Genomic DNA, 25,754 nt, shown 5'->3' with positions numbered 1-25,754 from the left:
AACTTCTTCGCCAAGCTCAAGCAGTATCGAGGTATTGCTACGCGCTATGATAAATTGGCTCAAAACTTCCTGTCAGCAATCTACCTTGCTTCAATCATGATATGGCTTAATTGATGACACGCCCTAGTATAAGCAGGAAAATATTTTTCTAAAAATTTTTGTATTGCTCTTTCCCATGATTTAAATCTTTCCCGCCCATACTCCCTGCCTTTCTCTTTATAAGCACTATATACTTCTTCGCTAAGCCTATTTTTAAATTCATTTAATTTTTGAATCAATTCGATTTTCTCTACGGTCATACTTAACTCTTTAATTTAAGCTTGATAATTGTTTTATTAAATTAGTGATAACAGTTTCTTCATTATAAACTAGTTGTTATATTTTTCATTAGACAATAAAAAACCCCAAGACTGAATGCGCTTGGGGTTTTCTAGAATTTTGGTCCCGAGGGTCGGACTCGAACCGACACGTCATCTCTGACAGCGGATTTTGAGTCCGCCGCGTCTACCAATTTCACCACCTCGGGAGTGGATGAAAGGTATAATACGCGATTTCTCAGCACTGTCAACGCAGAATATTTGCATTTGTTTATTTTTAAAACAAATCGCATTTTTTCGTTTTAAAATCGAGCAATTCCCGCCATAAAAAAGAAAAAAGTTTATACTAGCCGCAGTTTTTTTAGCGTAAATCATCATGCAACTTTCTGATTTTAATTTTGATCTCCCCGATGAGCTGATTGCTCGCTACCCACTGGAAACACGCAGTGCCTCTCGCCTGTTGCACCTCGATGCCCAAGGTCAATATCATGACCATCAATTTACCGATATTCTGGATTTACTTGAAGACGGCGACTTGTTGGTATTAAACGACACCAAAGTCATGAAGGCCCGTTTAAAAGGTAAACGTGCTTCAGGCGGTGCGGTAGAAGTGCTGGTTGAGCGTATGCAAGATCGCTTTATTGCCTATTGTCATATTAAGGCCAGCAACACTCCGAAAGCCGGTGCAGAACTTTTTATTGGCCCGGATGCAGTGAAAGTGACCGTACAAGGCCGTCATGAAAATCTGTTTATTGTAGAATTTTCACAACCAATTCTCGATGTGCTGGATCAATACGGCGCCTTGCCGATTCCGCCTTATTTCAACCGTGAAGCGGAAGAGATTGATACTGAACGTTATCAAACCGTGTTTAATGACCCAACCAAACTGGCCAGCGTTGCAGCACCTACTGCCAGCCTGCATTTTGATGCCGATCTGTTGGCAAAATTGGAAGCCAAAGGGATTCAAAAAACTTTTGTGACCCTACATGTTGGTGCAGGTACTTTCCTGCCAGTGCGTACCGATGATATTCAAAATCACATCATGCACAGCGAATGGTGCGACGTCCCTGAAACTGCGGTCGAGATGATTCGTCAGACTAAAGCCCGCGGTAATAAAGTCATTTCTGTAGGCACGACTGCCACCCGTGCAGTCGAAAGTGCAGCACAAGCACATAACGGTGAACTGGCAGCCTGGACAGGTGATACCCAGATTTTCATCTATCCGGGTTATCAGTTTAAAGTGGTCGATCGTTTGATCACTAACTTCCATTTACCAGAATCGACCCTGTTAATGCTTGTGTCTGCCTTGTCCAATCGTGACAATATTCTCAATGCTTATAAGCATGCAGTAGACAGCCAGTATCGCTTCTTCAGTTATGGCGATGCCATGCTGATTGATCAGGCGAAATAAGCGAGAACCATTGCCCATGCCGATCGAGTCTGTACAACAGTCCATTCATATTCGCCGCAAGAAAAATGCAGTGGTGTTTCAAAATATCGCTCGGCTTTGGGATCTGGGTCAACAGGCCAAAACGCATCAGCAATTGCTGGATGGGCTGCATCCCTGGAATGGCCCGATTACGCTCAAGTTTGAAAATAACCTGCCGCTTGCGCTTGCCGGAATTGGGCTTTTTCTGATTGGCAGCATTTTTATTGCGCCGGGAAATATCTGGATTCAGGGCAGTGTTTTTCTCGGCTGTCTCTGTATCTTCTGGTCCTATATTTGCTATGAACAGCAGCAGCCCTTAGAGGAAGTCATTGCTTTTCTGGAAGAACAGGCACTGGCCAAAAAATATCAGCTTGCCTTTCAAAAACAGCCACTGCATATTTCCATGCCACTCAATCCCCTGCACTTTATCCGGCATTTAAAACAATTATTTCCAGTATTCAATCAAGGTTCGTTGAGTAATGAGATTCAGCGTTATGCCAGCACGGTCTGGGAAGATGAAAATGGCCAGCAACATCAGGTGCTACTGTTCCAATACCACTATATTGATGAAGTACAGGCCCGAAATAAGGAAGGTCAGCCAGTCAAACTGATGCAGGTCCATAAAGACCTGTGGGGCGTATTTGTGTTTGATATCCAGATTCAGGGACTGGCCGTTACGACTTCCAGAAAGAAATTTTATTATCCTTATAGCCATCCCTGGCACAGCAGCGATATTCGCACCAACCAGAGATTAAGCTTTTATGGCAGTGATCCGCTGCAAACTGCCAAATTACTCAGTCCGGGTTTTGTGCTGCGACTGGCCGACTTTTTTGAACAGCGTCAGGGTGATTTACTGTTTCACCCAGAAAATAAGATGCTGTGCTATCTAGGGCCCCATGATTTATTTCAGGTATCGAGCAAGCAGCAGAATATTAGCGATATTTCCACATTGCGCGGCCACCTGAGAACGTTTAAATTAAAACAGCTCGAAAACTTACAACATGATCTGCTGCAGTTTTTAAAATAAATTTTTCGCATCATTTTTAAAATATAGATATAGCTTGGGGAGATCTCGGATGGGATTTTTGATTTTATGTTTGATCATTGTGGCGCTGATTGTCACGATTATCATGATCCGCAACAGTATTGTCCGTCATCACAACGCCACGATTCGCGCCTGGTCGGATGTCGCCAGTTATGAACGGCAAAAACTGAAAATTCTGGATGGGCTGCAACCGCTGGTCGAGCAATACTCGAGTTTTGAAAAAGGCACGCTAGAAAAAGTCACCGAACTGCGTCAGAACATCATGAACCTGAATATCAAGGATGCCGATATTGGACAATTACAACGCATTGAAAGTCTGAACAAACAGTTAATGCATAGCCTGAATGTCGTGATTGAAAATTATCCAGAACTGAAAGCCAATGACATCTATCTGAAAATGATGGCTGAAATTGAAGAACAGAATGAAAATGTCGGTGCGGCGATTACCATTTATAATCGCAATGTCGAGCTGTTTAACAACCAGATCCAGATTTTTCCGCACAACATCATTAATAATATGTTACTCAGAAAAAAAGTGGTACGTCCATTCCGTGATCAAAGCGTGACACAGAATTTTGATTACCGTCCGAACTTTCACTGAGTGAACAGCAAGATCTGATAAAATTTTGCATCCTTGGCGCATTAACTTATTATAAAAATAGCCAAGGATGCGGCTGTACCTATCTAAAACTTATAATATAAAGAATAAAAATTATGCTGGATTATTTAGAGCACTTGCAACAGACGCTGGTCGAGGAATTTTATCGGTTATACGACCATTATCAGGATGATCAAATCTATGCCTGTAGTCTGGTCTTTGACGAATTTTTACTGCTGGATGATCTGGCCATTTCGACTGAACGCAGTATTTTTAAAGATCCGGAATATCTTCAGCAATATCTGGCGGAACAGGATCGCTGGAATGTCCGGAAATGGCGTTATCGGGCACATGCTTTGCCCCACTCTGGACTCATTCCCTTTAAAACCTTGCTGGCCGATTATTTTAAAACCCAGCACAGCTTTGGCCATCCGGTATTGGCACAGCAAAAACAGCTGCACGCGACGCATCTGGATTTATTGCTGGATAGTTTTAAACAGGCCAAATATCGTCTTTCTGAGGCTTATGGTCTGGATCTGAATAGCATCCTGTTTTTCATGAGCCTGCCGACCCAAGTCGAATTTGAATGCCAATCCGCGCAGACACTTAATCCGGCCCATATTCATTTACAGAAATTTCTGGCATCCAGACAAACTACTCATTTACCTGCCATGCAGAAACGCTTGAAACTCTCGCAAAACGACAAGGATATTCTGATTGATCTGGAGCAGATGCTGGTGATGGAACCTTATGATTATCTGCAAGTGGCACAAGATGCCTATTTGCTGACCTTGGAATCCTATTTTGTCGATAGCAATATTTATATCCAGAAACTGATCCAGCATATCGCCGCAATGGCCTCGGAACCGGATGGCAGCTGTGCCCTTAGCCGGGAAGATATCCAGCAGCGCTTGCAGCAGTTTTCTGTACATCCACCCATTTCTACGGATGTTCCCTAGCTTCAGCGATAAATAAAATTACAGAGCGAATGCTCTACAATGCTGGCGTTTAGTGTAAGAATCAAGGAAAATAGCGCCCTTTAGCTATAACAATCAGCGAACTGTTTTTTCGCCTTGATGTGGAACTCCTATGAAGTTTGAAAAATTAGGTCAGTCGGGCCGTGCCCGTCGTGGTCGTTTAACGCTTGAACATGGTGTGGTGGAAACCCCGATGTTCATGCCTGTGGGTACTTATGGTACGGTCAAGGGCCTGTTGCCACGCGACATTAAAGAGATCAAATCTCAAGTCATTCTGGGTAATACTTTCCATTTGTATCTACGTCCAGGACTGGATGTAATTCGTGAACATGGCGGCCTGCACGGCTTTATGAAATGGAATAGTCCCATTTTGACCGATTCAGGCGGCTTCCAGGTCTTCAGTCTGGGCGCAATGCGTAAAATTAAAGAAGAAGGTGTGACCTTCCGCTCGCCGATTGATGGTTCAAAAGTATTTTTATCTCCTGAAATTTCAATGGATATTCAGCACACGCTGAACTCTGACATTGTAATGATTTTTGATGAATGTACCCCGTACCCTGCGACGCATGAAGAAGCACAAAAATCTTTGCAACTTTCTCTACGCTGGGCCAAACGCTGTAAAACCCAGCATCATGACGTGCTGAAAAACCGTAATGCGCTGTTCGGCATTATTCAAGGCGGCATGTATGAAGATTTACGTGATGAATCTTTAAAAGGCCTGCTTGAAATCGACTTTGATGGTTATGCGATTGGCGGCCTGTCCGTGGGCGAACCAAAAGAAGAAATGATCAAGGTTCTGGATTATCTTCCAGAGAAAATGCCTGCAGACAAACCGCGTTATTTGATGGGTGTCGGCAAGCCTGAAGATATTGTGGAAGCGGTGCGTCGTGGTGTCGATATGTTTGACTGCGTAATGCCAACCCGAAATGCACGTAACGGTCACTATTTTGTGACAGACGGCTTGGTGCGAATCCGTAACAGTAAATACCGTCATGACCAAAGCCCACTCGATCCGCATTGCGACTGCTATACCTGCCAGAACTTTACCCGTGCCTATTTATTCCATCTTGAGAAATGTGGGGAAATGCTCGGCTCTATGCTCGGTACGATTCATAATCTGCGCTATTACCTGCGTTTGACTGAAACAATGCGTGATGCATTAGACAACGGTACATTTGACGAATTTGTTCATGACTTTTATGCCCGCCGTGGCCTGGAAGTGCCACCTTGTCCGCAAGATTAATCCATCAGCATTTGCGCTGAGGAAAAAGACAATGTAAATTGCAAGAATATGTCAATTTATTATCGAGTTGATCACCAGTTTTTTATTTTAGGAAAATGTAATGAGCCTTTTTATTTCGACTGCTCACGCTGCAGGTGAAGCTGCACAACAACCAAGCATGATGGCGAACCTTTTGATGATTGCTGTTTTTATTGCAATCTTCTATTTCTTGATCTGGCGTCCTCAATCTAAACGTGCCAAAGAACACCGTGCTTTGGTCGACAGCCTTGGCGTTGGCAGTGAAGTGGTATTTGCAGGCGGATTAATGGGCAAAATCACCAAGATTGAAGGTGACTTCGCAGTGGTTGAATTGAGCCGTGGTGTAGAAGTCAAAGTTCAACGTGCAAGTGTGATTTCAGTCCTCCCTGAAGGCACTTTAAATAACCTTTAATCAAAAATAGTCGTGCCCTCGCACGACTTTTTCATTTTAAGAAGAAAACGAATGCGTTACCCAGCATGGAAATATGTACTGATCCTGGTTGTCTTGGTGATCAGTACCTTATATGCCCTGCCAAGTTTGTATCCAGATGAACCTGCTGTACAGATTTCGGGTGCCAAAGCCGGTACTCAAATTGATGCAAGCATCGTACAAAAAGCAGAGCAAATTTTAAAAACTGAAAATATTGCCACCCATGACAATAGCTTTGGCAACAATGCAGCCTTATTACGTGTAGATTCAAGTGAATCGCAGCTTAAAGCCAAAGAGGCTTTACGTCGTGGTTTAGGTGATGATTACGTGGTTGCACTGAACCTTGCCCCGACCACCCCAGAATGGCTGCAAAAAATTGGTGCCAAACCAATGAAGCTCGGCCTGGATTTACGTGGTGGTGTTCACTTCTTGCTTGAAGTGGATATGGACAAGGCCATTTCCCAGCGTATGGAAACCTCTGCGACGGATCTACGTCGTCAGTTGCGTGATAACAACCTGAAATTTAATAGCCTGAATTTAAGCAACAACACCATTGTAATGCAGTTTGCCAACAATGATGACCGTTCTGCAACGATGGACTTCTTGCGCCGTAATGGCAACGAGTTTACCCAGCAGGCTGTTGCGACCGAGACTGGTTCGACTTTACGTTTGAACTATACCGATGTGCGTAAGCAAGAAATTGAATCTTATGCAGTCAACCAGAACTTGACTACTTTACGTAACCGTATTAACGAGTTAGGTGTGGCAGAAGCACTGGTGCAAACCCAGGGCAGCAACCGTATTGTGGTTGAGCTTCCTGGTGTGCAGGATACCGCTGAAGCGAAACGTGTCTTAGGTCGTACCGCGAACCTCGAGTTCCGTCTGGTGTCTGACCTGAATGATCAATATATTGATCCATATACCGGTCAGGCAACGGGTGCATTGCCACCAGGCACAGAAGTCTTTGCTTATGAGTCATTGGACAGTGGTCGTCAGCTCCTCTTGAACCGTAACCGTATCTTAACCGGTGAACGTGTTCAGAATGCATCAAGTGGCTTTAGCCAAGACACAGGCGGTGCTGAAGTTAACATTACCTTGGACAGCGCAGGCGGCAAACTGATGTCGGATGCCACCCGTAATGCGGTGGGCAAACGTATGGCCGTCTTGTTCATCGAGAACAAGCAGCGCATTAATTATGTGGAAGACCCCGCGACCGGCACTCAGACTGAAGTTCGTACCCCGTATACTGAATCTGTAGTCATTAACGCTGCAACCATTCAGGCAGTACTGGGTTCTCAGTTCCGTATTACTGGCCTGGACTCGCCGCAAGAAGCTGCTGAACTTGCCTTGATGCTGCGTGCAGGTGCGTTGGCTGCGCCAATGTATTTTGTTGAAGAACGTGTAATTGGTCCAAGTCTGGGTCAAGAAAACATCGATAAAGGTGTACTTTCAACTCAGATCGGTTTCCTTCTGGTCGCCATCTGGATGGTGGTATTCTTCCGTCTGTTTGGTGTGATTGCCAACTTTGCCTTGGTCTTTAACCTGGCGATGATTCTGACAGTCATGTCTTGGATTGGCGCTTCCCTTACCCTTCCGGGTATTGCCGGTATCGTCATTACCATCGGTATGGCGGTCGATGCCAACGTACTGATCTGTGAACGAATACGGGAAGAAATGAAATGGGGAGCTTCGCCAAAACAGGCGATTGTGGCCGGTTATGATCGTGCCTATAACACCATTTTCGACTCGAACTTGACCACATTCCTGGTGGCGTTCATTCTGTTCGCGATTGGTACAGGTCCGATCAAAGGCTTTGCCGTAACCCTGATGATTGGTATTGTCTGCTCGATGTTTACTGCCATTACAGTAACGCGTGCCGTGGTACAGCTCATTTATGGCAAAAAACGTAACTTGAAAAAGTTGAGCATTTAAGGAGATCACTGATGACTGAAAATACTCAACTGAATCAAAAACAGTACGGTCGCCCGGAAGACGAACGCATTATTCCGTTTATGAAGATTGCGATGCCTGCGGCATTATTTTCAATCCTCTTAACCGTTGCGAGTATCTTCTTTATTGCCACCAAAGGCCTGAACCTCGGTTTAGACTTTACCGGTGGTGTGGCAGCCGAATTAAACTATACCAATCCGGTCAAACCTGAAGATGTCTCCAAGGCATTGAACCAGGCAGGCTTTAATGATGCTGTGGTTCAGACTTTAGGTTCTGAACGTGACCTGATGGTGCGTATGCCGGTTCAGGAAGATATCGAAGCTGAAGACCTGACCAAAGCTGTTACAGCCGCAGTTCAACTGCCAAATAATGCGGCAGAAGTACCGAAGGTTGATGTCGTCGGTGGACAGGTCGGTAATGAGCTCTATGTTCGTTCTGGCGGTGCTGTGGCACTTGCGCTCCTGCTGATGCTGGTCTATGTCACCATCCGCTTTGAGGTCAAGCTGGCTATGGGTGCAGTATTGTCACTGTTCCATGATATCGTCGTTACCCTCGGGATTTTTGCGATGATGCAGTGGCCATTTGACCTGACTGTACTTGCAGCACTCCTTGCAATCATCGGTTTCTCACTGAACGATAATATCGTGGTCTCTGACCGTATCCGTGAGAACTTCCGTAAGATTCGTGGTGCAGAACCGGTCGAAATCATTAACATTGCCCTGACTGAAACGCTGCGTCGTACCATTCATACCTCTATGACCTTATTGCTGGTGGTGCTTGCCATGATGCTGATGGGTGGTGATGGTCTGAAATGGTTCTCGATCGCGATGTTTGTTGGTGTCTTTGTCGGGACCTATTCGTCGATCTATATCGGTACAGCCTTTGCCTTGTGGCGTGGTCTAAACCGTCAGGACTTTATTGTTCAGGTGAAGCCAGAATTTGAAGACGAGAACCAGATTCCATAATCTGTTCTGTTTCATGTTCATCGTTCAGCCCGTCTTATGATGGGCTGAATTATTTCTGCTGTTTGAATATGTGGCAGTGGGAATAATCGAAATGACTGGATGGATTTTCTCAATATCAGTTTTCTGGAAAACCACCTTTCTGCTTTCATCCAGACTTTGAAATTCATAATGATCCTGAGTTTCACTGACCAGTTGCAAAATGAGCTGCAAGCCATTGAGCAGATACACACAGAGTATGCCTGCAGTGGATAACTCGGCCTGTTTGTCACAAACCAGCCACCAGCCCGGTTTTAAGCTGGGAAAATAATACGGCCCTGCTACCCAAATCGCATAATGCTGTGCTTGCAGATGAAAAATATCCTGATTGAATGAGAGCGCTGAATCCAAGGAGATAAGTGCGAATGCCTGCTGTTGCACCACCTGCATTTGCAACAGTACACCTTGCGCTGGAATTGGAGATAATTCAACTTTTGGTTCAGTCGACTGATCTAGAATGAGCACATCTAGACCCAGTTGTTGTTCCAGCTCCCTTGCTGCTTTCTCGCCGATCTGGCGTTTGCTATTCAGCAATTGAGCGATATACGATGCAGACAAGCCGAAATGCTCACAGATCTCTTTGCCGGTTTTAAATTGCTGCGTCTCGATCAGCAGATCAATCACCTTGGCCAGATTATTTCGTCTACGTTCAAATATTTCGGTCGCGCTCATCTTGGTTTTCTGGTCTATTTTTTATGCATGTGATTCAAATACCTTACAATAAAAAAGCCCGCAATTAAATTGCAGGCTTTTTAAACTTACATAAGAGCAATTAAGTGCCCTGTACCAGACGGCGCGCGCTGATAATTCCCGGCTGCTGTTCTAGACGGGCCAATAGCTTGGAAAGTTGTGCCAAACCTTTGACTTCAATCAACAGCTTCATATTGGCAATACCATCCGCTTCCGAAATGGTATTCACCTGGCGGATATTGATCTGATCCGAGAAAATCACTTGCGTCAGATCTTTGAGCAAACCGCGTCGATCATAAGCTTCCACCACAATCTGTACGCTCTGACCGCGAGTCGGCTGCATTTCCCAATCGGCTTCTACCGCACGCTCAGGCTCTTGAGAAATCATACGCACATAGTCCGGACAAGCGACCTTATGAATGCTCACCCCCCGATTCAGAGTGATATAACCTGCAATTGACTCACCATGCACCGGTTGGCAACATTGCGCGACATGCAATTCCACGTTATCCAGACCGTCGATCAGAATCCCGTGCGCTGACAGCGTATGACTGGCACGCGGGTTCAGGGCAGGTTTTAGCACCAGTTCAGGTTCGTCCTGATCCAGATGCATATGGCGGTTCACCTGATTAATCAGAGCATGCAAGCTGATATCGCCATTGACCAGATTCACCAGAATGTCATCACCGGTTTTGACATTGAAGTGGTTGCAATAATCACTCAGATCAATCGATTTCGGATGAATTGCCAGACGTGACAATTCTTTGTTCAGTACTTCACGGCCGACTTCCAGGTTCTTGCTGCGATCCTGTTGACGGAACCAGTGACGCAGCTTGTCCCGCGCACGGGCAGTCTTGATATAACCCAGCGAATTAACCAGCCAGTCCCGGTTCGGTTCCCGGTCTTTTTTGGTCAGAATTTCAACCTGTTCACCAGTTTTCAGAGTGTAGGTCAGCGGCACATAGCGCTGATTCACCCGTGCGGCATAGCACTTGTTCCCGACCTCGGTATGTACATGATACGCAAAGTCGAGCACGGTCGAATCACGCGGCAGCTCTTTGATATCGCCATCACGGCTAAACACATAGATCTTTTCAAAGCCTTCAAAATCTTGAATATGCTCAAAATTCTCTATTTCATCTTCAGATTCTTTATGTGCACTGCTTTCATTACGTTCTTGATAATGCTCAAGTACCGCACGCAAGGAATGCAGACGATGGTTAAAGGAGCGATCTGTGGTTTTCGCGCCTTCTTTATAATTAAAGTGTGAACACACCCCAAGTTCAGCTTCGTCATGCATTGCATGAGTACGAATCTGCACTTCAAGTGACTTGTTCTCGGCAATCACCGCAGTATGTAAAGAACGATAGCCATTGGCTTTCGGGTTGGTAATATAATCATCAAACTGATGCGGAATGTGGCGCCAGATCTGATGCACAATACCTAAAGTGTGATAACACTCCGGTACACTTTTCACCAGTACCCGTAAAGCACGAATATCATAGAGCTGGTCAAAGCTCAGGTTCTTGCTTTTCATTTTTCGATAAATCGAATAAATGTGTTTCACCCGGCCATTAATTTCAGCTTCGATGCCATGCTCGGCCAATTCATTGCGTAATTTATCAATCACAAACTGAATATACTGTTCACGCTCGAGACGCTTTTCATTCAGTAAGGACGCAATTTCTTTATAACGTTCCGGCGCAAGATAACGGAAAGCCAGATCTTCCAGCTCCCACTTTAACTGGGCAATACCTAAACGGTGTGCCAGTGGCGAGTAAATGGTCAGAATTTCTCGGGCCACCCGTTCCTGACGCTCACGTGAGGAATTGGCCAGTTCACGCAAGGCATAGGTACGTTCGGCCAGCTTGACCAGAACAACACGTACATCTTCGGTGACCGAGATCAGCATTTTGTAAATGCCAGACAGATGTTCACGCTGGTTATTATTGAAATGATCTTCCAGGCGTTTATTTTTTTCGATCAGCTCAGACAGCTTACCCATGGCAAGCGTACCTTTGACCAGGCTATGCACCTGTTCGCCGAACTGTTCCAATACTTCACTGAGTGGCATGACGCCTTCACGAACAGCACGATACAACATGGCTGCGGACAAAGTATCTTCATCGACATGCAGATGCGCCAGAATATCCGCCATCTCAATACCAGTATAAAAGGTATTGGAGCGGTGCTGAACCGTACTTTGCAGCTCTCTTTCTAATGTTAAGTGGGCGACTTCTTCGAGCTGCGTTAAAGGTGCGCCATCTAATATGCCACGAACCCGATCCAACCATTCAGTCAGATCCTGGTGTGCTTGTTCGGCATGTTCTACAGTCGTCTCCTGTGACAACTCATTGAGTCGTCCAGGGAGTTGCTCACGTACTGTGACCATACCCGTCTCCTACTTTTAAAAACATCATTTCTTTAATCGTTTATTTGATTTTCTTTTTCGAACAATGCGATTGATTCAACATGTCCAGTATGTGTAAACATATCCATCACGCCCGCTTGGGTGAGACGATAGCCCTGTTGTACCAAGAGTCCTGCATCTCTGGCGAGTGTCGCAGGATTACATGACACATAAACGATTCTTTTAGCTCCAAACTGAGGGATATAATGCATCACTTCTTCTGCCCCGGCACGTGGCGGGTCGATTAATAATGCATCAAAACCTTGATTTGCCCAAGTGTGGTGCGAGAAATCTTTGGTTAAATCTTGTGAATAGAACGATATTTGTGCAATACCATTGTTTTTGGCATTTTCCGCACCACGTCGAACCATTTCATCACTTCCCTCGACCGCAATCACCTGACCCGACGCACCAACACGGCGCGCCAAAGGCAAAGAAAAGTTTCCTAATCCACAAAACAGATCCAGAACCCGCTCACCCTGTTGTAGCTGAAGCAAATCACATGCCAATCGTACCATTTGCGGATTGATGCTTGAATTTACCTGGGTAAAGTCCAGAGGATTAAAGCCGAATTTTACATCAAAGTCATCAAGACCATAGTGTAAGCGTGCAGATGCTTCTGGATCATCTATCCGCGAGAGCGTTTCTTTGCCAGCAGGCTGCAGATACAGTTGCCAGCCTTTCTGTAACGTAAATTCGCGCAATTGGTTGACATCATCGGCAGATAATTTTGCAGTTTCACGCACCAGCAGCGCAATGTCCTGATCCCCCATAGCCAATTCTATATGACCGATGTCGGCCTTACCATTGAGACCTTGCAGCAATTGTTTAAGACGTGTAACCGAGCCAAACTCGCGATCCAAGATCATACAGCGATCAATCGGCGTAAGTTTGTTGGACTGATTCTCACGAAAACCCACCACCAGCTGATCCTTGGAAGGTAGATAACGCACCCCAATCCGGGCTTTACGGCGATAATCTTCACGTTGTGAACGTAAAGGCGGTAGCCATTGATCAGGCTGGATTCCAGCAAAATGCTGTAGATGCGATTTCAGCACATTCTGTTTCAGTTCAATCTGCGCATCCGCAGCGATATGCTGCATATTACAGCCACCACAGATCCCAAAATGCGGACACACCGGCTTCACGCGAATCTCGGAAGCGTCGCTCAACAATTCAAGACTGTCGGCTTCTTCGAGTTTTTTAACTTCACGGGTAATGCGGGCACGCACGGTTTCACCCGGCAAGGCATAACGGATAAAGACTTTCTTGCCATGTTTATGCTGCGGATGATCCGGATGTGAACCATAATGAGCGATACCACGTCCCTCATGCGATAGTGACTCAACCTGAAAAATATACTCGGGTTGCTGGATAGGACGTGCTTGTGCTCGATGTTTCATGAAAACCTAGGGTGTGGAGATGGGAAAATCAAATTGGGTAAATTCAGTTCGTTGTGAAGTTTCACGCCAGACTGATAAAAAGTCCGCATGTTGCGGTTGAGTCTGCAAATATTGAATCGTGCTTTGCAGCAGATGCTGATAATCCGGCAGCAACAGCTGGCCTTTTAACAGCAACCAGCGGATATACACCAGCCAGGTATTCAGGACATCACCTTCACAATAAGACGTTAGTTCGGTCCATTGCTGATTGCGGACATATTCCGGAACCCGATAGGCTCCGTCACCGCGCTTGCCTGGATAGCCCAGCAAATGTGCAACATCATCCAGCTTCTGGAAATGACGGGCATGAAACATGGCCATCACATCCATCAAGTCGACATGACGATGATGGTAACGATTCTGGTAGTTATTATAACGCTTTTGCGTATCAATTTCGCCCTGATCGAACAGACTCGGTGCAGAGAGCCCATGATACATGGCGCGGTATAAAATCACTGGTAAATCAAACTGTGAGCCGTTCCAACTCACTAGAGTCGGATGGCGCTTGTCAAAAATCGACAAGAATTTTTTCAAAATTTCTGCTTCAGAATGCTGTTCTCGGCTAAACGAAAACAGCTTCATGCCCTGCTCATCCATCCACAAACCGGAAATACAGACGATTTCATGCAGCGGCAAACGCTGAAAATCCGAGCCTGAATCCTGACGGCGTAATTTGGTCAAGGCCTGATCCAGATCTGCTTCGGGCAGGTCCAGACCAAACAGATGCGCGCCTGATTTGAGATCGGTTTGGGTTTCAATATCGAAAGTTAAAACAGGCAGGCGCATAAAACAGTGCTCAAATAATTATTCAGGATCTTGTACAGAGAATAACCCTGTAGACAAGTAACGGTCACCACGGTCACAGATAATACACACAATCACTGCATCCGGATGTTCTTCCGCCAGTTTAATCGAGGCCCACACTGCCCCACCAGAAGAGGTTCCGGCACTAATGCCTTCTTTCTGTGCCAGCTTACGCATGGTTTTTTCAGCTTCGATTTGTGGAATATCAATAATGCGATCGACTCGGCTGCGGTCGAAAATGGTTGGCAGATATTCTTCTGGCCAGCGACGGATTCCGGCAATGCTTGAACCATCAGATGGCTGTAAACCGACGATCTGAATATCAGGATTCATTTCTTTCAGGTATTTCGACACACCCATGATGGTGCCGGTGGTACCCATAGAACTGACAAAATGGGTAATTTTGCCACCGGTTTGCTGCCAGATTTCTGGACCCGTGGTCAGGTAATGCGCTTCGACATTGTCCGGATTTCCGAACTGATTCAGCACCAGACCCACACCATCATTCTGCATTTGAGCAGCAAGATCACGTGCACCTTCCATGCCCTGCTCTTTGGTCACTTCAATTAGCTCGGCACCATACGCACGCATCGCGTCCTTACGTTCCTGACTCATATTGTTCGGCATGATCAGCTTCATTTTATAGCCACGCATTGCTGCGACCATCGCCAATGCAATCCCCGTATTTCCGCTCGTTGCCTCAATCAGGGTGTCACCCGGTTTGATCTGCCCACGCTTCTCGGCCTGCATGATCATATTATAGGCCGGACGGTCTTTGACCGAACCTGCTGGGTTATTGCCTTCGAGTTTCGCGAGTACTGTAGCTTGAGTGTGACTTGCCAGACGCTGTAAACGCACCAGCGGCGTTTTGCCTACATAATGGTCTAACAAAAATTCATCTGCTTGAAAATCAGGGATGGTATTACTCATTATTTGCACCTATATCGAGGTGCGGCTATTGTATGAAAAAATGCTTTTCCCTGCACCCATTTAGCAAGGCTTTTTCAGAAAACTCACTAAAACTCACACGCTATCAAGCCATAAACTACATTTCCCGATAATTTAGCCAGGTGAAGCAGCTCGCTAATGAAGATGAAAATACTATTTCAGTCTGGCACTTTTACAGATTGAAATTTCGTGCGTCTTAGTCTTGCTGTACCTGAGCAAAATTAACTGAAATCTCTTGTATTTTTAACTGCTAATCCGAAGCTTTATAAAAATTATGCTTAAATTTTAACTGTCGATTTAAAGCATGCTAATATGCCAGGCATAAAGAAAATACTGCTTAAATCATGTCAACGATCAACAAAAAGCTGTTTAAACGCCTACACTTAAATCATGCCTATGGACAGCTGATTGCGCTGATTTTTGTGCCGATTACCATTTTGGCCTGTGTCGGTGCCATGCTGGTGTTGACTGAGACCTCGAATGCCGCACGTGCCCAGCAGAAGCAGATGGCCATTGCGATTCTCACCCGTTTTCAAGGCACCTCAGAATATGCACTGGATATCTTGAATCTGTATCCATGGCAATATGACCAGGCTCACAACGCCATGCAGAACATGCTGAATGAAAAGCATCTGGTTCGGGCAGCAGTTCTGGATGAAAATGGCAAGAACCGTTTGGGCATTGGTTTTCAGGAACAGGCGCCTTGGCCAGAATTTGAGAAAAGCGGCAATTTTGTTGGTCCGATTCTGCATCAAGATAATCATATCTATGCCATTAAAGTGAATGAAAACACTTTTTCTACCGGCTGGCTGGCGATCGAACTGGATAACCAGCCGCTAGCAATTGCCCGTTACCGGGTACTGATCGTACTGATTGCGACCGGATTACTGACCTTATTATTGTTATTACTTTGCTTGAATTTCTACTCACGGCGCTGGATCGCCCCAATGTATGAGATTCGCATGCAATTGCAACGCCTGAATGCCGATACCCTCGGCCAGCATATGGTGATTAACAGCACCGGCGAGCTGCGTTTATTGCAACGTGATATCGCCAATGTGGTGAAACGTTTGCATTTCAGCTTTCTGGAACTGCGTGAACATACCGAACAGACCGAAGACGATTTACGCCGCACCCTCGACACTTTAGAAGTCCAGAATATTACCTATCGTCAGGCACGCGACCAGGCGATCTCGGCCAACCAGGCCAAGTCGGTGTTTCTGGCCAATATTTCCCATGAATTGCGCACCCCGCTGAACAGTATTGATGGTTTTATTCATCTGTTGTTACGTCAGGGCAATCTCAGCAACGAGCAGAGCCTGTATTTGCAGACCATTCGTAAGTCTTCGGCGCATTTGCTGGCACTGATCAATGATGTTCTGGATTTTTCCAAAATTGATGCCGGCAAACTGGAACTGGAAACGGCACCTTTTGATCTGGAAGAAGCGATTTTTGATGTGATGGACATGTTGTCACCTCTGGCAGCACAAAAACATATTGATATGGCCTTCTATTATGCAGATGGTGTGCCAAAACACATTATTGGTGATGCGCTACGATTTAAACAGATTCTGACCAACCTGATTTCCAATGCGATCAAATTCACTCCGGATGGAGAAATCATTGTCCGGGCACGCATGGAACATGATGGAATGGATCAGTGTGTGCTGCATTTTAGTGTACAGGATAGCGGCATTGGCCTGAGTGGTACCGACCGTAAAAAGCTGTTTGAGTCCTTCTCGCAGGGTGATACCTCGGTGACCCGTCAGTTTGGCGGTACCGGTCTTGGTCTGGCAATTTCCAAACAGCTGGTCAGCCTGATGCATGGCCAGATTGGTTTTGAAGACAATCAGGAACGTGCTCCAACCGAAAAAGGCTCTACTTTCTGGTTTACTGCCCAGTTCCTGGTCGATGAAGATACCGTGATTGAGCATCCAGATTTTAGCGAATTGACCGTGGTGTCTTATCTTGCACATCCGGCAACTGCGAATGTGCTGCGGCATTATCTGGAAAATTATCAGGTTAAACATATTGAATGTGCATCAATTCTGGATCTGTTTAGCCGTCTGAATCATTTACAGAATAGCGAAAATACCTGGCTGATCGTCGATCATAGTGGTGACAGTGAAGTCTTGTTACGCGAAATCCGTTCACGTTATCAGGGTCATCTGGCTGTCTATGGTTATCAGATGCAACTGGATCCAAGCATGCTCAATGACCATCGTGCCCGTGCCCTGCATCAGCCACTCAGCCGCAGCGCGCTGATTCAGTTACTCGGCAATCAGCCGGTCTTCGACCAGGAACAGCATGAAGAATTTAATGGTCAAGGCCTGCATATTCTGGCCGTGGATGATCACTTACCCAACCTGATTGTTCTGGAAGCCTTACTGGGTGAACTCAATGTCACCACGACCAAAGCCCTCAGCGGGCAGGAAGCGATCGATATTATTCAGCGCCGTTATGAACAGGAACAGCCAGCATTTGATCTGGTCTTTATGGACATTCAGATGCCAGTCATGTCGGGGATCGATACCACCCGTGCTATTCGCTCGCTGGAATCGACCTTTGAAAATCATAGCCGCCTGCCGATTATTGCACTGACGGCGCATGCACTTTCTGATGAAAAACATAAACTGCTGCAAAACGGCATGGATGATTATGTCACCAAGCCGATCCAGATCGAGCAGATTATCCAAATTTTGACGCACTGGACCACCGAGCATTTTAAACGGATTCCGGTACTGGAACGTGCCAATGTGATTGATGCTCTGGATCCAAATATTCTGGACTGGCAGCAAAGCCTGCAACTGGCAGCCAATAAGGAAGATCTGGCGGTAGATCTGTTACGCATGCTGGTGGACAGCTTTGCGGATGAACTCGATGAAATGCAGCAACTAATTGAACTGGAAGATTTCCCACAACTGGAACATGTGCTGCATCGTTTATACGGCGCGACCCGCTATGTCGGTGCACCGACTTTACAGAAAGTCACCGGTGGCTTTGAACAGTTCGTTTCAACCCTGCGCAAAGAACGCCGTAAGGCCGATGAAAGCTTTGTTCAGGACGTGCTGAAATATTTTGATGAACTCAAAGCCGTGGTTGAACAGGTTGAACAAGCTGCCCAGCAAATTTTGAAGCAACATTTAAATTAAACCTCTGAAGCTGCTCAGTTCTTAACTTACTCAAGTGTGACTGAGCTGTCATGCAAGCCTAAAGGCTGCATGCTATGCTCAAGCCAGGAAAAATAAGGAAGAATGCCATGTCACTCGTGCGCTTGGAAAAAAATAACGGCATTGCCACTGTTACATTGAATCGTCCGGATAAACGCAATGCCATGAGCTTTGCCCTGCTGCGCGAACTGGTAGCGACTGCACAGAAAATCAAAAAAGATAAAAGCATCCGTTGTGTGATTTTAACGGGTGAAGCCCAAGTCTTTAGTGCCGGTATTGATCTGGCCGATTTAAATAATCCTAAAAATCGTGCTTATGCTGCCTGGGAGCTGATTCGTCCGGGTCAAAGCCTGTTTCAAAAAGCATTTCTGGTCTGGCAGGAATTACCGGTTCCGGTGATTGCCGCGATGGAGGGCTTCTGTTTTGGTGCCGGGATGCAGCTTGCCCTGGCCGCAGACATACGCATTGCCCATCCTGAGACCAAAATGTCAATTATGGAAACCCGTTGGGGACTGGTGCCAGACATGGGACTCAGCCGCTCACTGAAAGGCCTGATTGGTATTGATCTGGCAAAAGAGCTGACTTTGACTGCCCGGATTTTTGAGGGCGAATATGCCAAAGAAATCGGTCTGATCACCCATGTCGATGAACAGCCACTAGGAAGAGCACAAGCCTTGGCTGAAGAAATGCTGCAACGTTCCCCAGATGCGCTGATGGCCTCTAAATTTGTACTGGATGCCATGCAGCATCGTCCGAACAAATCCCTGCGTATGGAAAAAATCTGGCAATTGAAATTGCTGCTGGGTAAAAATAGCCAGCTGGCCCGTAAAAAAGACAAGAACCCAGAGGTTCAGTTTGTACCGCGCCAATATAAATAAGTCGAGTCTGAGTCAAAGCAAGGAATAAGAGAAAGTATGCAGTTGAATCGCGATACTAAAATTGCCTTTTTAGGTATGGGGCTGATGGGCACTCGTATGGCCACACGTCTGCTTCAGGCAGGTTTTCAGGTGGCGGTTTGGAACCGTACACCATCTGCCTGTGAGCCCTTGCTGGATCTAGGTGCAACTACGCTATCTTTGGATAAGATTACAGATTACCCGGTGATTCTGACCTGCCTGGCAGATGATCAGGCAGTGCAATCTGTTTTTGCTCAGATCGAACCGTATTTGCTTACGGAGCAAGTGATTGTAGATTTCTCCAGCCTTTCAGTACAGCAAACCCAAATACTTGCTGCACAAGCACAGGCTAAGAAAGTAACCTGGATTGATTCTCCTGTTTCAGGCGGTACCGCCGGAGCTGAACAAGGCAGTCTGGTGATTTTTGCCGGTGGTAATGCCGCGACTATTGAAAATCTTAATCCGATCTATGCAGTACTTTCACAACGCGTGACCCGCATGGGTGATACGGGTACCGGTCAGGCGACTAAAATCTGTAATCAGCTGATTGTGGCTGCCAATAGTACCTTGATCGCAGAAGCGGTCGCCCTTGCTGGACTTGCCGGGGTGGATACACGTTTACTGGCGCCTGCGCTGGCGGGTGGTTTTGCTGACTCCAAGCCTTTTCAGATTCTGGCCTCCCGTATGGCCACGCAAACTTTTGAACCGGTGCAATGGAAAGTGCAGACTTTATCCAAGGATCTGAATAATGCCGTGCAACTGGCACAAAGCTTTGACCTGGATGTTCCGGTGGCGACTCAAGCTTTAACGCAGTTACATGCTCATCAAGCCCAAGGCTTTGCCGAAGCAGATCTGGCTACTGTAATCCAGCAACTAAAACATTCATAACGCTTGATTGATGCGGCCTTGAATATTGAAGAGAAAGACATGATTAAACTTGCCGTCAACCTGTCGATGATTTTTACCGAAGTGCCGCTGATCGAACGTTTCGCGCTGGCTCGTGCACAAGGCTTTAATCATGTGGAAATCCAGTTTCCTTATGAACTTACGATTGGCCAGATTCAAAACCAGCTCAGCACCCATCAGCTAAACTTGTGCCTGATTAATGTACCGGCAGGTGATTTAATGCAGGGCGGTCATGGTCTGGCTGGCATTCCAGGACAGGAAATCGAGTTTCGTCATGCGGTTGAGCAGGCCATCCAGTATGCCACGACGTTGAATGTACCCCGGGTCAATATCCTGGCAGGAAAACAGCCCTTGGACTGTGATCTGTTGCCCTGCCTGAATACGCTGGCGAGTAACCTGAAAATGGCCTGTTCAATGCTGCTTGAGCATCAAATTGAACCGGTCTTTGAAATGATCAATGGCATCGATATGCCACGTTTTTTGATTCAAAATGTTGCTCAAGCACAGGAAATGCTGGAAGCGGTACATCATCCGGCCTTAAAAATGCAGTACGACTGTTACCACATGGCAATGATGGGCGAAGATGTCTTAGAAACTTTGCAAGAAAATATTGCCTCGATTGGTCATATCCAATTTGCGGATTGTCCGGGACGGCATCAACCCAATACGGGTTCAATTCAATATCATGATATATTTCAGTGGTTAAAACATAGTCAATATCAAGGTTATGTCGCTGCCGAGTATAAACCTAGCGGACATTCCAACGATTCCTTTGACTGGAAAGCTGAGTTCTTTCCGGAGCATGACTGAGTGGACTGCGGCTTCATTTGAAATTCAGGACTAAAACCGCTATATTAGACCATGCATAATTGTTAGGAAATTACACTCCCCATGAATTTAGAACCATCGCCCAGCGCTTCTAATTCTCACGATCTTACTATGAATTCAAATTCTCAAGCTGTACAGGACTGCTTAAAAGTCGTACATGCTGCACTTGAAGATGTAAAAGCAAAAGAAATTGTTGAGCTTGATGTCAGCGGTATCAGTAATGTGGCTGATGCTATGGTCATTGCAAGCGGTACATCGACACGTCACATCAAATCATTGGCCAATAACGTTGCTGAAGAAGCACGTAAAGCTGGCTTCCGCCCTCTTGGTATTGAAGGCGAACGTGATGCTGAATGGATCCTCATCGACCTTGGTTATGTGGTGGTTCATTGTATGCTTCCAACAGCGCGTAAATTCTATGACCTAGAAAGCTTATGGCGCAATCCTACAGATACTGACTCTGTAGCGTAAAAACCGAATATTCAAAAAAGCGACCTGTGTAGGTCGCTTTTTTTATGTGCGTATAAAAAGAATGCGAAATAAAAAACCACCCGAAGGTTAATGCCAGTCAGTTAAGCAATTGACTGGCATTTTCTTTTTTAAATTCATGATTATATTTGATAGCTGGAAAAGCCATCCGCAACTGTCTGAGACAGGACTACATTAAAAAATGATTGTTTCTGCGACAAATTTGCTAGTGGATGGTGGCTGACGAGTTTTGCGGATGACAAATGCTTTTGGTTACTTTGGGCTAAACCAAAGTAACAAATGATATTGCAAATATTTGATTTAAAACGTTAAGACTCTGTCGTGAACGACTAAAAAGTTAAAGAGTCTATTTCTAAATTCCTTAACTGATCAGCATTAACCCGAAGGTGGTTTTTTATTTAATCCTCCCCGACCCTCTTTTTTCAAAGGAGGGAGCCTTTATCAAAAAAGTCTCCCTTTTAAAAAAGGAGGACTTACCTGACTAACCAATTTGATTTTGGAAGTTCCCCTCTTTATTAAAGAGGGGTTAGAGGAAATTTTGAATTAATGACCTGTGCCATTAATGGCTTTGGTCATATCTTCCACCACTTTCTTGGCATCACCGAAGATCATCATGGTCTTGTCATTATAGAACAAGTCATTGTCGAGACCTGCATAACCGGTTGCCATAGAACGCTTAATCACCATAATCGTACGTGCCTTATGCGCTTCCAGAATCGGCATACCATAAATTGGCGAGGTTGGATCATCTTTCGCCGCAGGGTTCACAACGTCGTTCGCACCAATGACCAGCACCACATCTGTTGCCGGGAAGTCCGAGTTGATCTCATCCATTTCCAGAATGTCTTCATACGGTACGTCCGCTTCAGCAAGTAGTACGTTCATATGACCTGGCATACGACCTGCTACAGGGTGAATCGCAAAACGAACCGTTACGCCCTGCTCTTTTAGCAAGTTAGCCAATTCTTTTACCGCATTTTGTGCACGGCCTTGCGCCATACCATAACCCGGTACAATCACCACGCTGTCTGCATTTGACATCAGGAAGCCTGCATCATCTGCCGAGCCAGAACGGTGATTACGTTGAACCTGTTCACCTGCTCCTGCTGTCGGCGCAGCTGCACCGCCCATCGCACCGCCAAACAAAACGTTGATGATAGAACGGTTCATCGCTTTACACATGATGTAAGACAGAATCGCACCTGAAGAACCCACCAGTGAGCCTGCAACGATCAACATGTTGTTTTCTAGGGTAAAACCAATCCCCGCTGCTGCCCAACCCGAGAATGAGTTGAGTAGCGATACCACCACTGGCATATCACCGCCACCGACTGGTGCAATCCATACCCAGCCGAATGCCAGTGCAAGACCTGTCATTGCCCAGAACGAAGTCATATTACCCGTCAGGAAGAAGTGAATACCAAAACCTAACATTGCAATAAAGATAATCGCCTGAACCGGTTTCACCCATGCACCTGAAATGGTTTTTGCCCATTTCTTCGCGGCCAGTTTGCCGTAAGCAAAGACTGATGCAGTAAAGGTAATCGCACCCACGAAACAGCCCACAAACAGTTCAAATAAATGAACACGGCTCATTTCATGGAAATTGACACCATTGGCAGCCAACAGGTCTGGACCAAGTTCAATCAGTTTGTTGTTGTGAATAATGGCAGCGACAGCAATCAAAACCGCAGCCAGACCTACCAATGAGTGCATCAACGCTACAGTTTCAGGCATCTGGGTCATTGGAACTGTACGTGCACGGGCAATACCCACGATTGCACCCAGCACCATTGCGCCAATGATCATCCAGACCACCGGATTCTCAGCTACAAAGAAGGTAGTCACGACCGCAATGGCCATCGCGATCATCCCGTAACGGTTACCGGCAATCGCAGTTTTAGGACCTGATAAACCACGTAGCGTCAGGATAAAAAGAACGGCACCAATCAGGTAGAACCAATCCGCATATTCTCGAATCATTTCCATGGATTAACCCTCTTTTTTCTTTTGCTTAGGTTTAAACATTTCCAGCATACGAGCAGTCACGGCAAAGCCACCAAAAATGTTAATGCTCGCCAGGAATACTGCAATCGCGCCAAGTACGCTCACCACGTTAATGGTCTGGAAATCCACACTACCTTCAACGCCAATCACCGGCAGGCCAACAGTCTGAATCATTGCACCGACAATAATGATCGATGACAAGGCATTGGTGACCGCCATCAACGGCGTATGCAATGCTGGTGTTACACCCCACACCACGTAGTAACCTACGAAAATGGCAAGGACAAAAATCGTAATTGTTTCAACCATGAGTCTTCTCCTTAACCACGTTTCAGCAGCACTTGGCCGCCATGAGTGACAAGTAGGGCTTTTTGAATTTCTTCTTCTTGATTCAGGACAAAATTCTTATCTGCATCAAATAATGTTTCCACGAAGTTAAATACGTTACGAGCGTATAAAGCAGAGGCTTCAGTCGATACCGTCGATGGAATATTTGGAATGCCGAGAATTTTGACGCCGTTGTCGGTATGCACGGTTTCGCCACATTTTGAACCTTCGACGTTGCCGCCAGATTCTACTGCCATGTCCAGAATCACTGAACCCGGTTTCATTTTCGCAACTGTTTCAGCACGGATTAAACGTGGTGCATCACGGCCCGGTAAAAGCGCTGTGGTAATCACGATGTCAGCATTCGATACCGCTTTATCAACAATTGCAGCCTGATCGCGAATGTATTCTTCACCCGGCATCCAGCCATAACCATTTTTAGCCGCATCAGCCGCTTTTTGCTGCTCTTCAGCAGACATCGGTACGTCTAACCATTTACCACCTAAAGATTCAACCTGATCTTTGGCAGTTGGACGCAGGTCCGTGGCTTCAACGATGGCACCTAAACGTTTTGCAGTGGCAATCGCTTGCAGACCCGCTACGCCGACACCCATAATCACGACACGAGCCGGTTTAACCGTACCCGCAGCAGTCATCAGCATCGGGAACATGCGCTGGTATTCAGCCGCAGCCAAAAGCACCGACTTGTAACCTGCAAGGTTGGCTTGAGAAGACAAGACATCCATGTTCTGCGCACGAGACAAGGTTCGTGGCAAAAGTTCCAATGCAAATGCAGACACGTTTTGTGCCGCGAATTGGTCAAGCTCAGTATTACGGTAAGGATCAAACATTGCCACGATAGTGGTGTTCGGGTTGAGTTTTTGAATTTCCTCACCTTTCGGTGCACGAACTTTTAAAATCAACTGACTGCCGGTATAGGCATCATCCGTAATTTTGGCACCAACTTGTTCATAGGCACTATCGATATAGGCAGCTTTAACCCCTGCACCACGTTCGATAATCACGCTATGTCCTGCGCTGATCAATTTCTTTACTGTCTCTGGCGTCGCAGCGACGCGATTTTCACCGACAACAGTTTCGGCTGGAATTCCGATCTGCATGAGCGTTCCTCAAGCTAATTTTTCTTAAGTAAACATCGCCTAAACGATGCTTCCCCTCAGGATGTGTTCTTGTTGAATTTCTGGATTCTAATCAAACTGTTTGAAATTACCACCTACTATTTATTTAATAAATACCTATATTTTGAACTGATGATTCATAAAAATGATGCTGCAATAGCACATTTATTTAATTCAACGGCTATTCATATTCGATGCTTTTATAAACGATATTCATTCCACTGAATGAAATATCCAGATTTTGCTGGTGTAAATAAGCGCGAATTTCTGATTTATTTTGTTACATTGATGATTCTGACAATGATTGCTGTATTTCCTGATTTAGAAGCAGACTTTCAATTTCTCTAGTCCCTATAGATAGCGGCACTTTAGCTGCACCGTTTTTTTAGTTTTGACTTTTTTGACAGATTTAGCACTCAAGCAAGAGCACTGTTTTTAGATGTTAAAATCGTATTTTATGAAATGATAGAATTTGTTTTGAGCAGATCTTCATCAGACACAATTAATAGATCTGACAAAAAGTAATCGCTAAAGTTTTATAAGACTCAGGTCTCAAACAGTCAGATAAAGGGTAGAAAAAAAGCTGGATGACTATTTATTATATTAATGTACTGAACTTGATTCAAAATGGAAAATCTCATTTTCGCACCAAATTTGCGCAACAAAATAGAGTAAATATTCCACTTTTTT

Annotated in this window: 23 protein-coding genes and 1 tRNA gene; 14 read left to right on the top strand and 10 right to left on the bottom strand. The window is 45.6% G+C overall.

Annotated features, from left to right (window positions below; genetic code table 11):
• A partial coding sequence (locus FTV08_RS13390) for a transposase (protein WP_141697862.1) occupies window positions 1-114 on the top strand: 114 nt, incomplete at its 5' end.
• On the opposite strand, the gene FTV08_RS13385 is transcribed toward FTV08_RS13390, so the two are convergent.
• Together FTV08_RS13385 and FTV08_RS13380 are read right to left on the bottom strand one after the other, a co-directional pair.
• Window positions 81-299 carry a hypothetical protein gene (locus FTV08_RS13385; RefSeq protein WP_180087477.1) on the bottom strand — a complete coding sequence of 73 codons (219 nt, stop codon included), beginning with the start codon at window positions 297-299 and terminating at the stop codon, window positions 81-83. The genes FTV08_RS13390 and FTV08_RS13385 overlap by 34 nt on opposite strands.
• A 140-nt stretch (window positions 300-439) precedes the next feature.
• Window positions 440-526, bottom strand: a tRNA-Leu gene (locus tag FTV08_RS13380).
• Between the two features lie 167 nt (window positions 527-693).
• On the opposite strand from FTV08_RS13380, the gene queA reads away from it, so the two are divergent.
• The 8 genes from queA (at window position 694) to secF (ending at window position 8,972) form a co-directional block, all read left to right on the top strand.
• The gene (queA, locus tag FTV08_RS13375) at window positions 694-1,728 is read left to right on the top strand and encodes a tRNA preQ1(34) S-adenosylmethionine ribosyltransferase-isomerase QueA (RefSeq protein WP_005106092.1); all 1,035 of its coding nucleotides are present in this window, start codon (window positions 694-696) and stop codon (window positions 1,726-1,728) included.
• Window positions 1,729-1,744: 16 nt separating this feature from the next.
• Complete coding sequence (locus tag FTV08_RS13370; protein WP_180087476.1) at window positions 1,745-2,773, top strand: hypothetical protein; 1,029 nt, start codon at window positions 1,745-1,747, stop codon at window positions 2,771-2,773.
• 49 nt (window positions 2,774-2,822) lie between these two features.
• The gene (locus FTV08_RS13365; RefSeq protein WP_004645163.1) at window positions 2,823-3,392 is read left to right on the top strand and encodes a LemA family protein; all 570 of its coding nucleotides are present in this window, start codon (window positions 2,823-2,825) and stop codon (window positions 3,390-3,392) included.
• 113 nt (window positions 3,393-3,505) lie between these two features.
• A complete protein-coding gene (locus FTV08_RS13360) occupies window positions 3,506-4,348 on the top strand; it encodes a DUF4303 domain-containing protein (RefSeq protein ID WP_005263684.1) in 843 nt (280 codons plus the stop codon).
• A gap of 130 nt (window positions 4,349-4,478) precedes the next feature.
• Window positions 4,479-5,609 carry a tRNA guanosine(34) transglycosylase Tgt gene (gene tgt, locus FTV08_RS13355; RefSeq protein ID WP_004281657.1) on the top strand — a complete coding sequence of 377 codons (1,131 nt, stop codon included), beginning with the start codon at window positions 4,479-4,481 and terminating at the stop codon, window positions 5,607-5,609.
• A gap of 100 nt (window positions 5,610-5,709) precedes the next feature.
• Entirely contained in the window at window positions 5,710-6,039 is a 330-nt protein-coding gene (gene yajC / locus FTV08_RS13350; RefSeq protein WP_004645158.1) for a preprotein translocase subunit YajC, read from the top strand.
• Window positions 6,040-6,090: 51 nt separating this feature from the next.
• The gene (gene secD, locus FTV08_RS13345) at window positions 6,091-7,989 is read left to right on the top strand and encodes a protein translocase subunit SecD (protein WP_004733746.1); all 1,899 of its coding nucleotides are present in this window, start codon (window positions 6,091-6,093) and stop codon (window positions 7,987-7,989) included.
• 8 nt (window positions 7,990-7,997) lie between these two features.
• A complete protein-coding gene (gene secF / locus FTV08_RS13340; RefSeq protein WP_171066787.1) occupies window positions 7,998-8,972 on the top strand; it encodes a protein translocase subunit SecF in 975 nt (324 codons plus the stop codon).
• Between the two features lie 24 nt (window positions 8,973-8,996).
• Here the strand turns inward: secF and FTV08_RS13335 are convergent, their stop codons facing one another.
• The 5 genes from FTV08_RS13335 to cysM form a co-directional block, all read right to left on the bottom strand.
• Window positions 8,997-9,680 (bottom strand): hypothetical protein, encoded by a 684-nt coding sequence (locus FTV08_RS13335; protein WP_005106084.1) that lies wholly within the window; start codon window positions 9,678-9,680, stop codon window positions 8,997-8,999.
• Window positions 9,681-9,780: 100 nt separating this feature from the next.
• A complete protein-coding gene (locus tag FTV08_RS13330) occupies window positions 9,781-12,090 on the bottom strand; it encodes a bifunctional (p)ppGpp synthetase/guanosine-3',5'-bis(diphosphate) 3'-pyrophosphohydrolase (protein ID WP_005106083.1) in 2,310 nt (769 codons plus the stop codon).
• A 32-nt stretch (window positions 12,091-12,122) separates the two neighbouring features.
• On the bottom strand, window positions 12,123-13,511 hold the full coding sequence (gene rlmD / locus FTV08_RS13325) for a 23S rRNA (uracil(1939)-C(5))-methyltransferase RlmD (RefSeq protein ID WP_044110573.1): 1,389 nt from the start codon (window positions 13,509-13,511) through the stop codon (window positions 12,123-12,125).
• Between the two features lie 6 nt (window positions 13,512-13,517).
• Window positions 13,518-14,336: a 3'-5' exonuclease gene (locus FTV08_RS13320; RefSeq protein ID WP_044110575.1), complete on the bottom strand. Its 819-nt coding sequence runs from the start codon at window positions 14,334-14,336 to the stop codon at window positions 13,518-13,520.
• 18 nt (window positions 14,337-14,354) lie between these two features.
• Window positions 14,355-15,284: a cysteine synthase CysM gene (gene cysM, locus FTV08_RS13315; protein WP_004281649.1), complete on the bottom strand. Its 930-nt coding sequence runs from the start codon at window positions 15,282-15,284 to the stop codon at window positions 14,355-14,357.
• Window positions 15,285-15,646: 362 nt separating this feature from the next.
• Between cysM and FTV08_RS13310 the strand changes: the two genes are divergently transcribed.
• The 5 genes from FTV08_RS13310 to rsfS all read left to right on the top strand — a co-directional run bounded on the left by FTV08_RS13310 (window position 15,647) and on the right by rsfS (window position 21,573).
• On the top strand, window positions 15,647-18,454 hold the full coding sequence (locus FTV08_RS13310; protein ID WP_005106081.1) for an ATP-binding protein: 2,808 nt from the start codon (window positions 15,647-15,649) through the stop codon (window positions 18,452-18,454).
• A 107-nt stretch (window positions 18,455-18,561) separates the two neighbouring features.
• The gene (locus tag FTV08_RS13305; RefSeq protein WP_005106080.1) at window positions 18,562-19,350 is read left to right on the top strand and encodes a crotonase/enoyl-CoA hydratase family protein; all 789 of its coding nucleotides are present in this window, start codon (window positions 18,562-18,564) and stop codon (window positions 19,348-19,350) included.
• Window positions 19,351-19,386: 36 nt separating this feature from the next.
• Window positions 19,387-20,256 carry an NAD(P)-dependent oxidoreductase gene (locus tag FTV08_RS13300; protein WP_044110580.1) on the top strand — a complete coding sequence of 290 codons (870 nt, stop codon included), beginning with the start codon at window positions 19,387-19,389 and terminating at the stop codon, window positions 20,254-20,256.
• A gap of 39 nt (window positions 20,257-20,295) precedes the next feature.
• On the top strand, window positions 20,296-21,084 hold the full coding sequence (locus tag FTV08_RS13295) for a hydroxypyruvate isomerase family protein (RefSeq protein ID WP_044110624.1): 789 nt from the start codon (window positions 20,296-20,298) through the stop codon (window positions 21,082-21,084).
• 81 nt (window positions 21,085-21,165) lie between these two features.
• Window positions 21,166-21,573 (top strand): ribosome silencing factor, encoded by a 408-nt coding sequence (gene rsfS, locus FTV08_RS13290; RefSeq protein WP_004645144.1) that lies wholly within the window; start codon window positions 21,166-21,168, stop codon window positions 21,571-21,573.
• A gap of 561 nt (window positions 21,574-22,134) precedes the next feature.
• On the opposite strand, the gene FTV08_RS13285 is transcribed toward rsfS, so the two are convergent.
• The 3 genes from FTV08_RS13285 to FTV08_RS13275 are packed head-to-tail and all read right to left on the bottom strand — an operon-like array spanning window position 22,135 to window position 25,046.
• Complete coding sequence (locus tag FTV08_RS13285; RefSeq protein ID WP_004281643.1) at window positions 22,135-23,580, bottom strand: NAD(P)(+) transhydrogenase (Re/Si-specific) subunit beta; 1,446 nt, start codon at window positions 23,578-23,580, stop codon at window positions 22,135-22,137.
• Between the two features lie 3 nt (window positions 23,581-23,583).
• Window positions 23,584-23,907 carry a proton-translocating transhydrogenase family protein gene (locus FTV08_RS13280; protein ID WP_004281642.1) on the bottom strand — a complete coding sequence of 108 codons (324 nt, stop codon included), beginning with the start codon at window positions 23,905-23,907 and terminating at the stop codon, window positions 23,584-23,586.
• A gap of 11 nt (window positions 23,908-23,918) precedes the next feature.
• Complete coding sequence (locus FTV08_RS13275) at window positions 23,919-25,046, bottom strand: Re/Si-specific NAD(P)(+) transhydrogenase subunit alpha (RefSeq protein ID WP_004645141.1); 1,128 nt, start codon at window positions 25,044-25,046, stop codon at window positions 23,919-23,921.
• Window positions 25,047-25,754 lie beyond the last annotated feature (708 nt).

This window comes from Acinetobacter sp. YH12226 (genome assembly GCF_013417805.1).
Classification (GTDB): domain Bacteria; phylum Pseudomonadota; class Gammaproteobacteria; order Pseudomonadales; family Moraxellaceae; genus Acinetobacter.
This window is presented reverse-complemented; position numbering and strand designations above follow the sequence as displayed.

Bases quoted from the DNA above. Each gene is read 5' to 3' on its own strand.
- FTV08_RS13385 (WP_180087477.1), bottom strand. From the start codon at position 299: ATGACCGTAGAGAAAATCGAATTGATTCAAAAATTAAATGAATTTAAA.
- queA (WP_005106092.1), top strand. From the start codon at position 694: ATGCAACTTTCTGATTTTAATTTTGATCTCCCCGATGAGCTGATTGCT.
- FTV08_RS13370 (WP_180087476.1), top strand. From the start codon at position 1,745: ATGCCGATCGAGTCTGTACAACAGTCCATTCATATTCGCCGCAAGAAA.
- FTV08_RS13365 (WP_004645163.1), top strand. From the start codon at position 2,823: ATGGGATTTTTGATTTTATGTTTGATCATTGTGGCGCTGATTGTCACG.
- FTV08_RS13360 (WP_005263684.1), top strand. From the start codon at position 3,506: ATGCTGGATTATTTAGAGCACTTGCAACAGACGCTGGTCGAGGAATTT.
- tgt (WP_004281657.1), top strand. From the start codon at position 4,479: ATGAAGTTTGAAAAATTAGGTCAGTCGGGCCGTGCCCGTCGTGGTCGT.
- yajC (WP_004645158.1), top strand. From the start codon at position 5,710: ATGAGCCTTTTTATTTCGACTGCTCACGCTGCAGGTGAAGCTGCACAA.
- secD (WP_004733746.1), top strand. From the start codon at position 6,091: ATGCGTTACCCAGCATGGAAATATGTACTGATCCTGGTTGTCTTGGTG.
- FTV08_RS13335 (WP_005106084.1), bottom strand. From the start codon at position 9,680: ATGAGCGCGACCGAAATATTTGAACGTAGACGAAATAATCTGGCCAAG.
- FTV08_RS13330 (WP_005106083.1), bottom strand. From the start codon at position 12,090: ATGGTCACAGTACGTGAGCAACTCCCTGGACGACTCAATGAGTTGTCA.
- rlmD (WP_044110573.1), bottom strand. From the start codon at position 13,511: ATGAAACATCGAGCACAAGCACGTCCTATCCAGCAACCCGAGTATATT.
- FTV08_RS13320 (WP_044110575.1), bottom strand. From the start codon at position 14,336: ATGCGCCTGCCTGTTTTAACTTTCGATATTGAAACCCAAACCGATCTC.
- cysM (WP_004281649.1), bottom strand. From the start codon at position 15,284: ATGAGTAATACCATCCCTGATTTTCAAGCAGATGAATTTTTGTTAGAC.
- FTV08_RS13310 (WP_005106081.1), top strand. From the start codon at position 15,647: ATGTCAACGATCAACAAAAAGCTGTTTAAACGCCTACACTTAAATCAT.
- FTV08_RS13305 (WP_005106080.1), top strand. From the start codon at position 18,562: ATGTCACTCGTGCGCTTGGAAAAAAATAACGGCATTGCCACTGTTACA.
- FTV08_RS13300 (WP_044110580.1), top strand. From the start codon at position 19,387: ATGCAGTTGAATCGCGATACTAAAATTGCCTTTTTAGGTATGGGGCTG.
- FTV08_RS13295 (WP_044110624.1), top strand. From the start codon at position 20,296: ATGATTAAACTTGCCGTCAACCTGTCGATGATTTTTACCGAAGTGCCG.
- rsfS (WP_004645144.1), top strand. From the start codon at position 21,166: ATGAATTTAGAACCATCGCCCAGCGCTTCTAATTCTCACGATCTTACT.
- FTV08_RS13285 (WP_004281643.1), bottom strand. From the start codon at position 23,580: ATGGAAATGATTCGAGAATATGCGGATTGGTTCTACCTGATTGGTGCC.
- FTV08_RS13280 (WP_004281642.1), bottom strand. From the start codon at position 23,907: ATGGTTGAAACAATTACGATTTTTGTCCTTGCCATTTTCGTAGGTTAC.
- FTV08_RS13275 (WP_004645141.1), bottom strand. From the start codon at position 25,046: ATGCAGATCGGAATTCCAGCCGAAACTGTTGTCGGTGAAAATCGCGTC.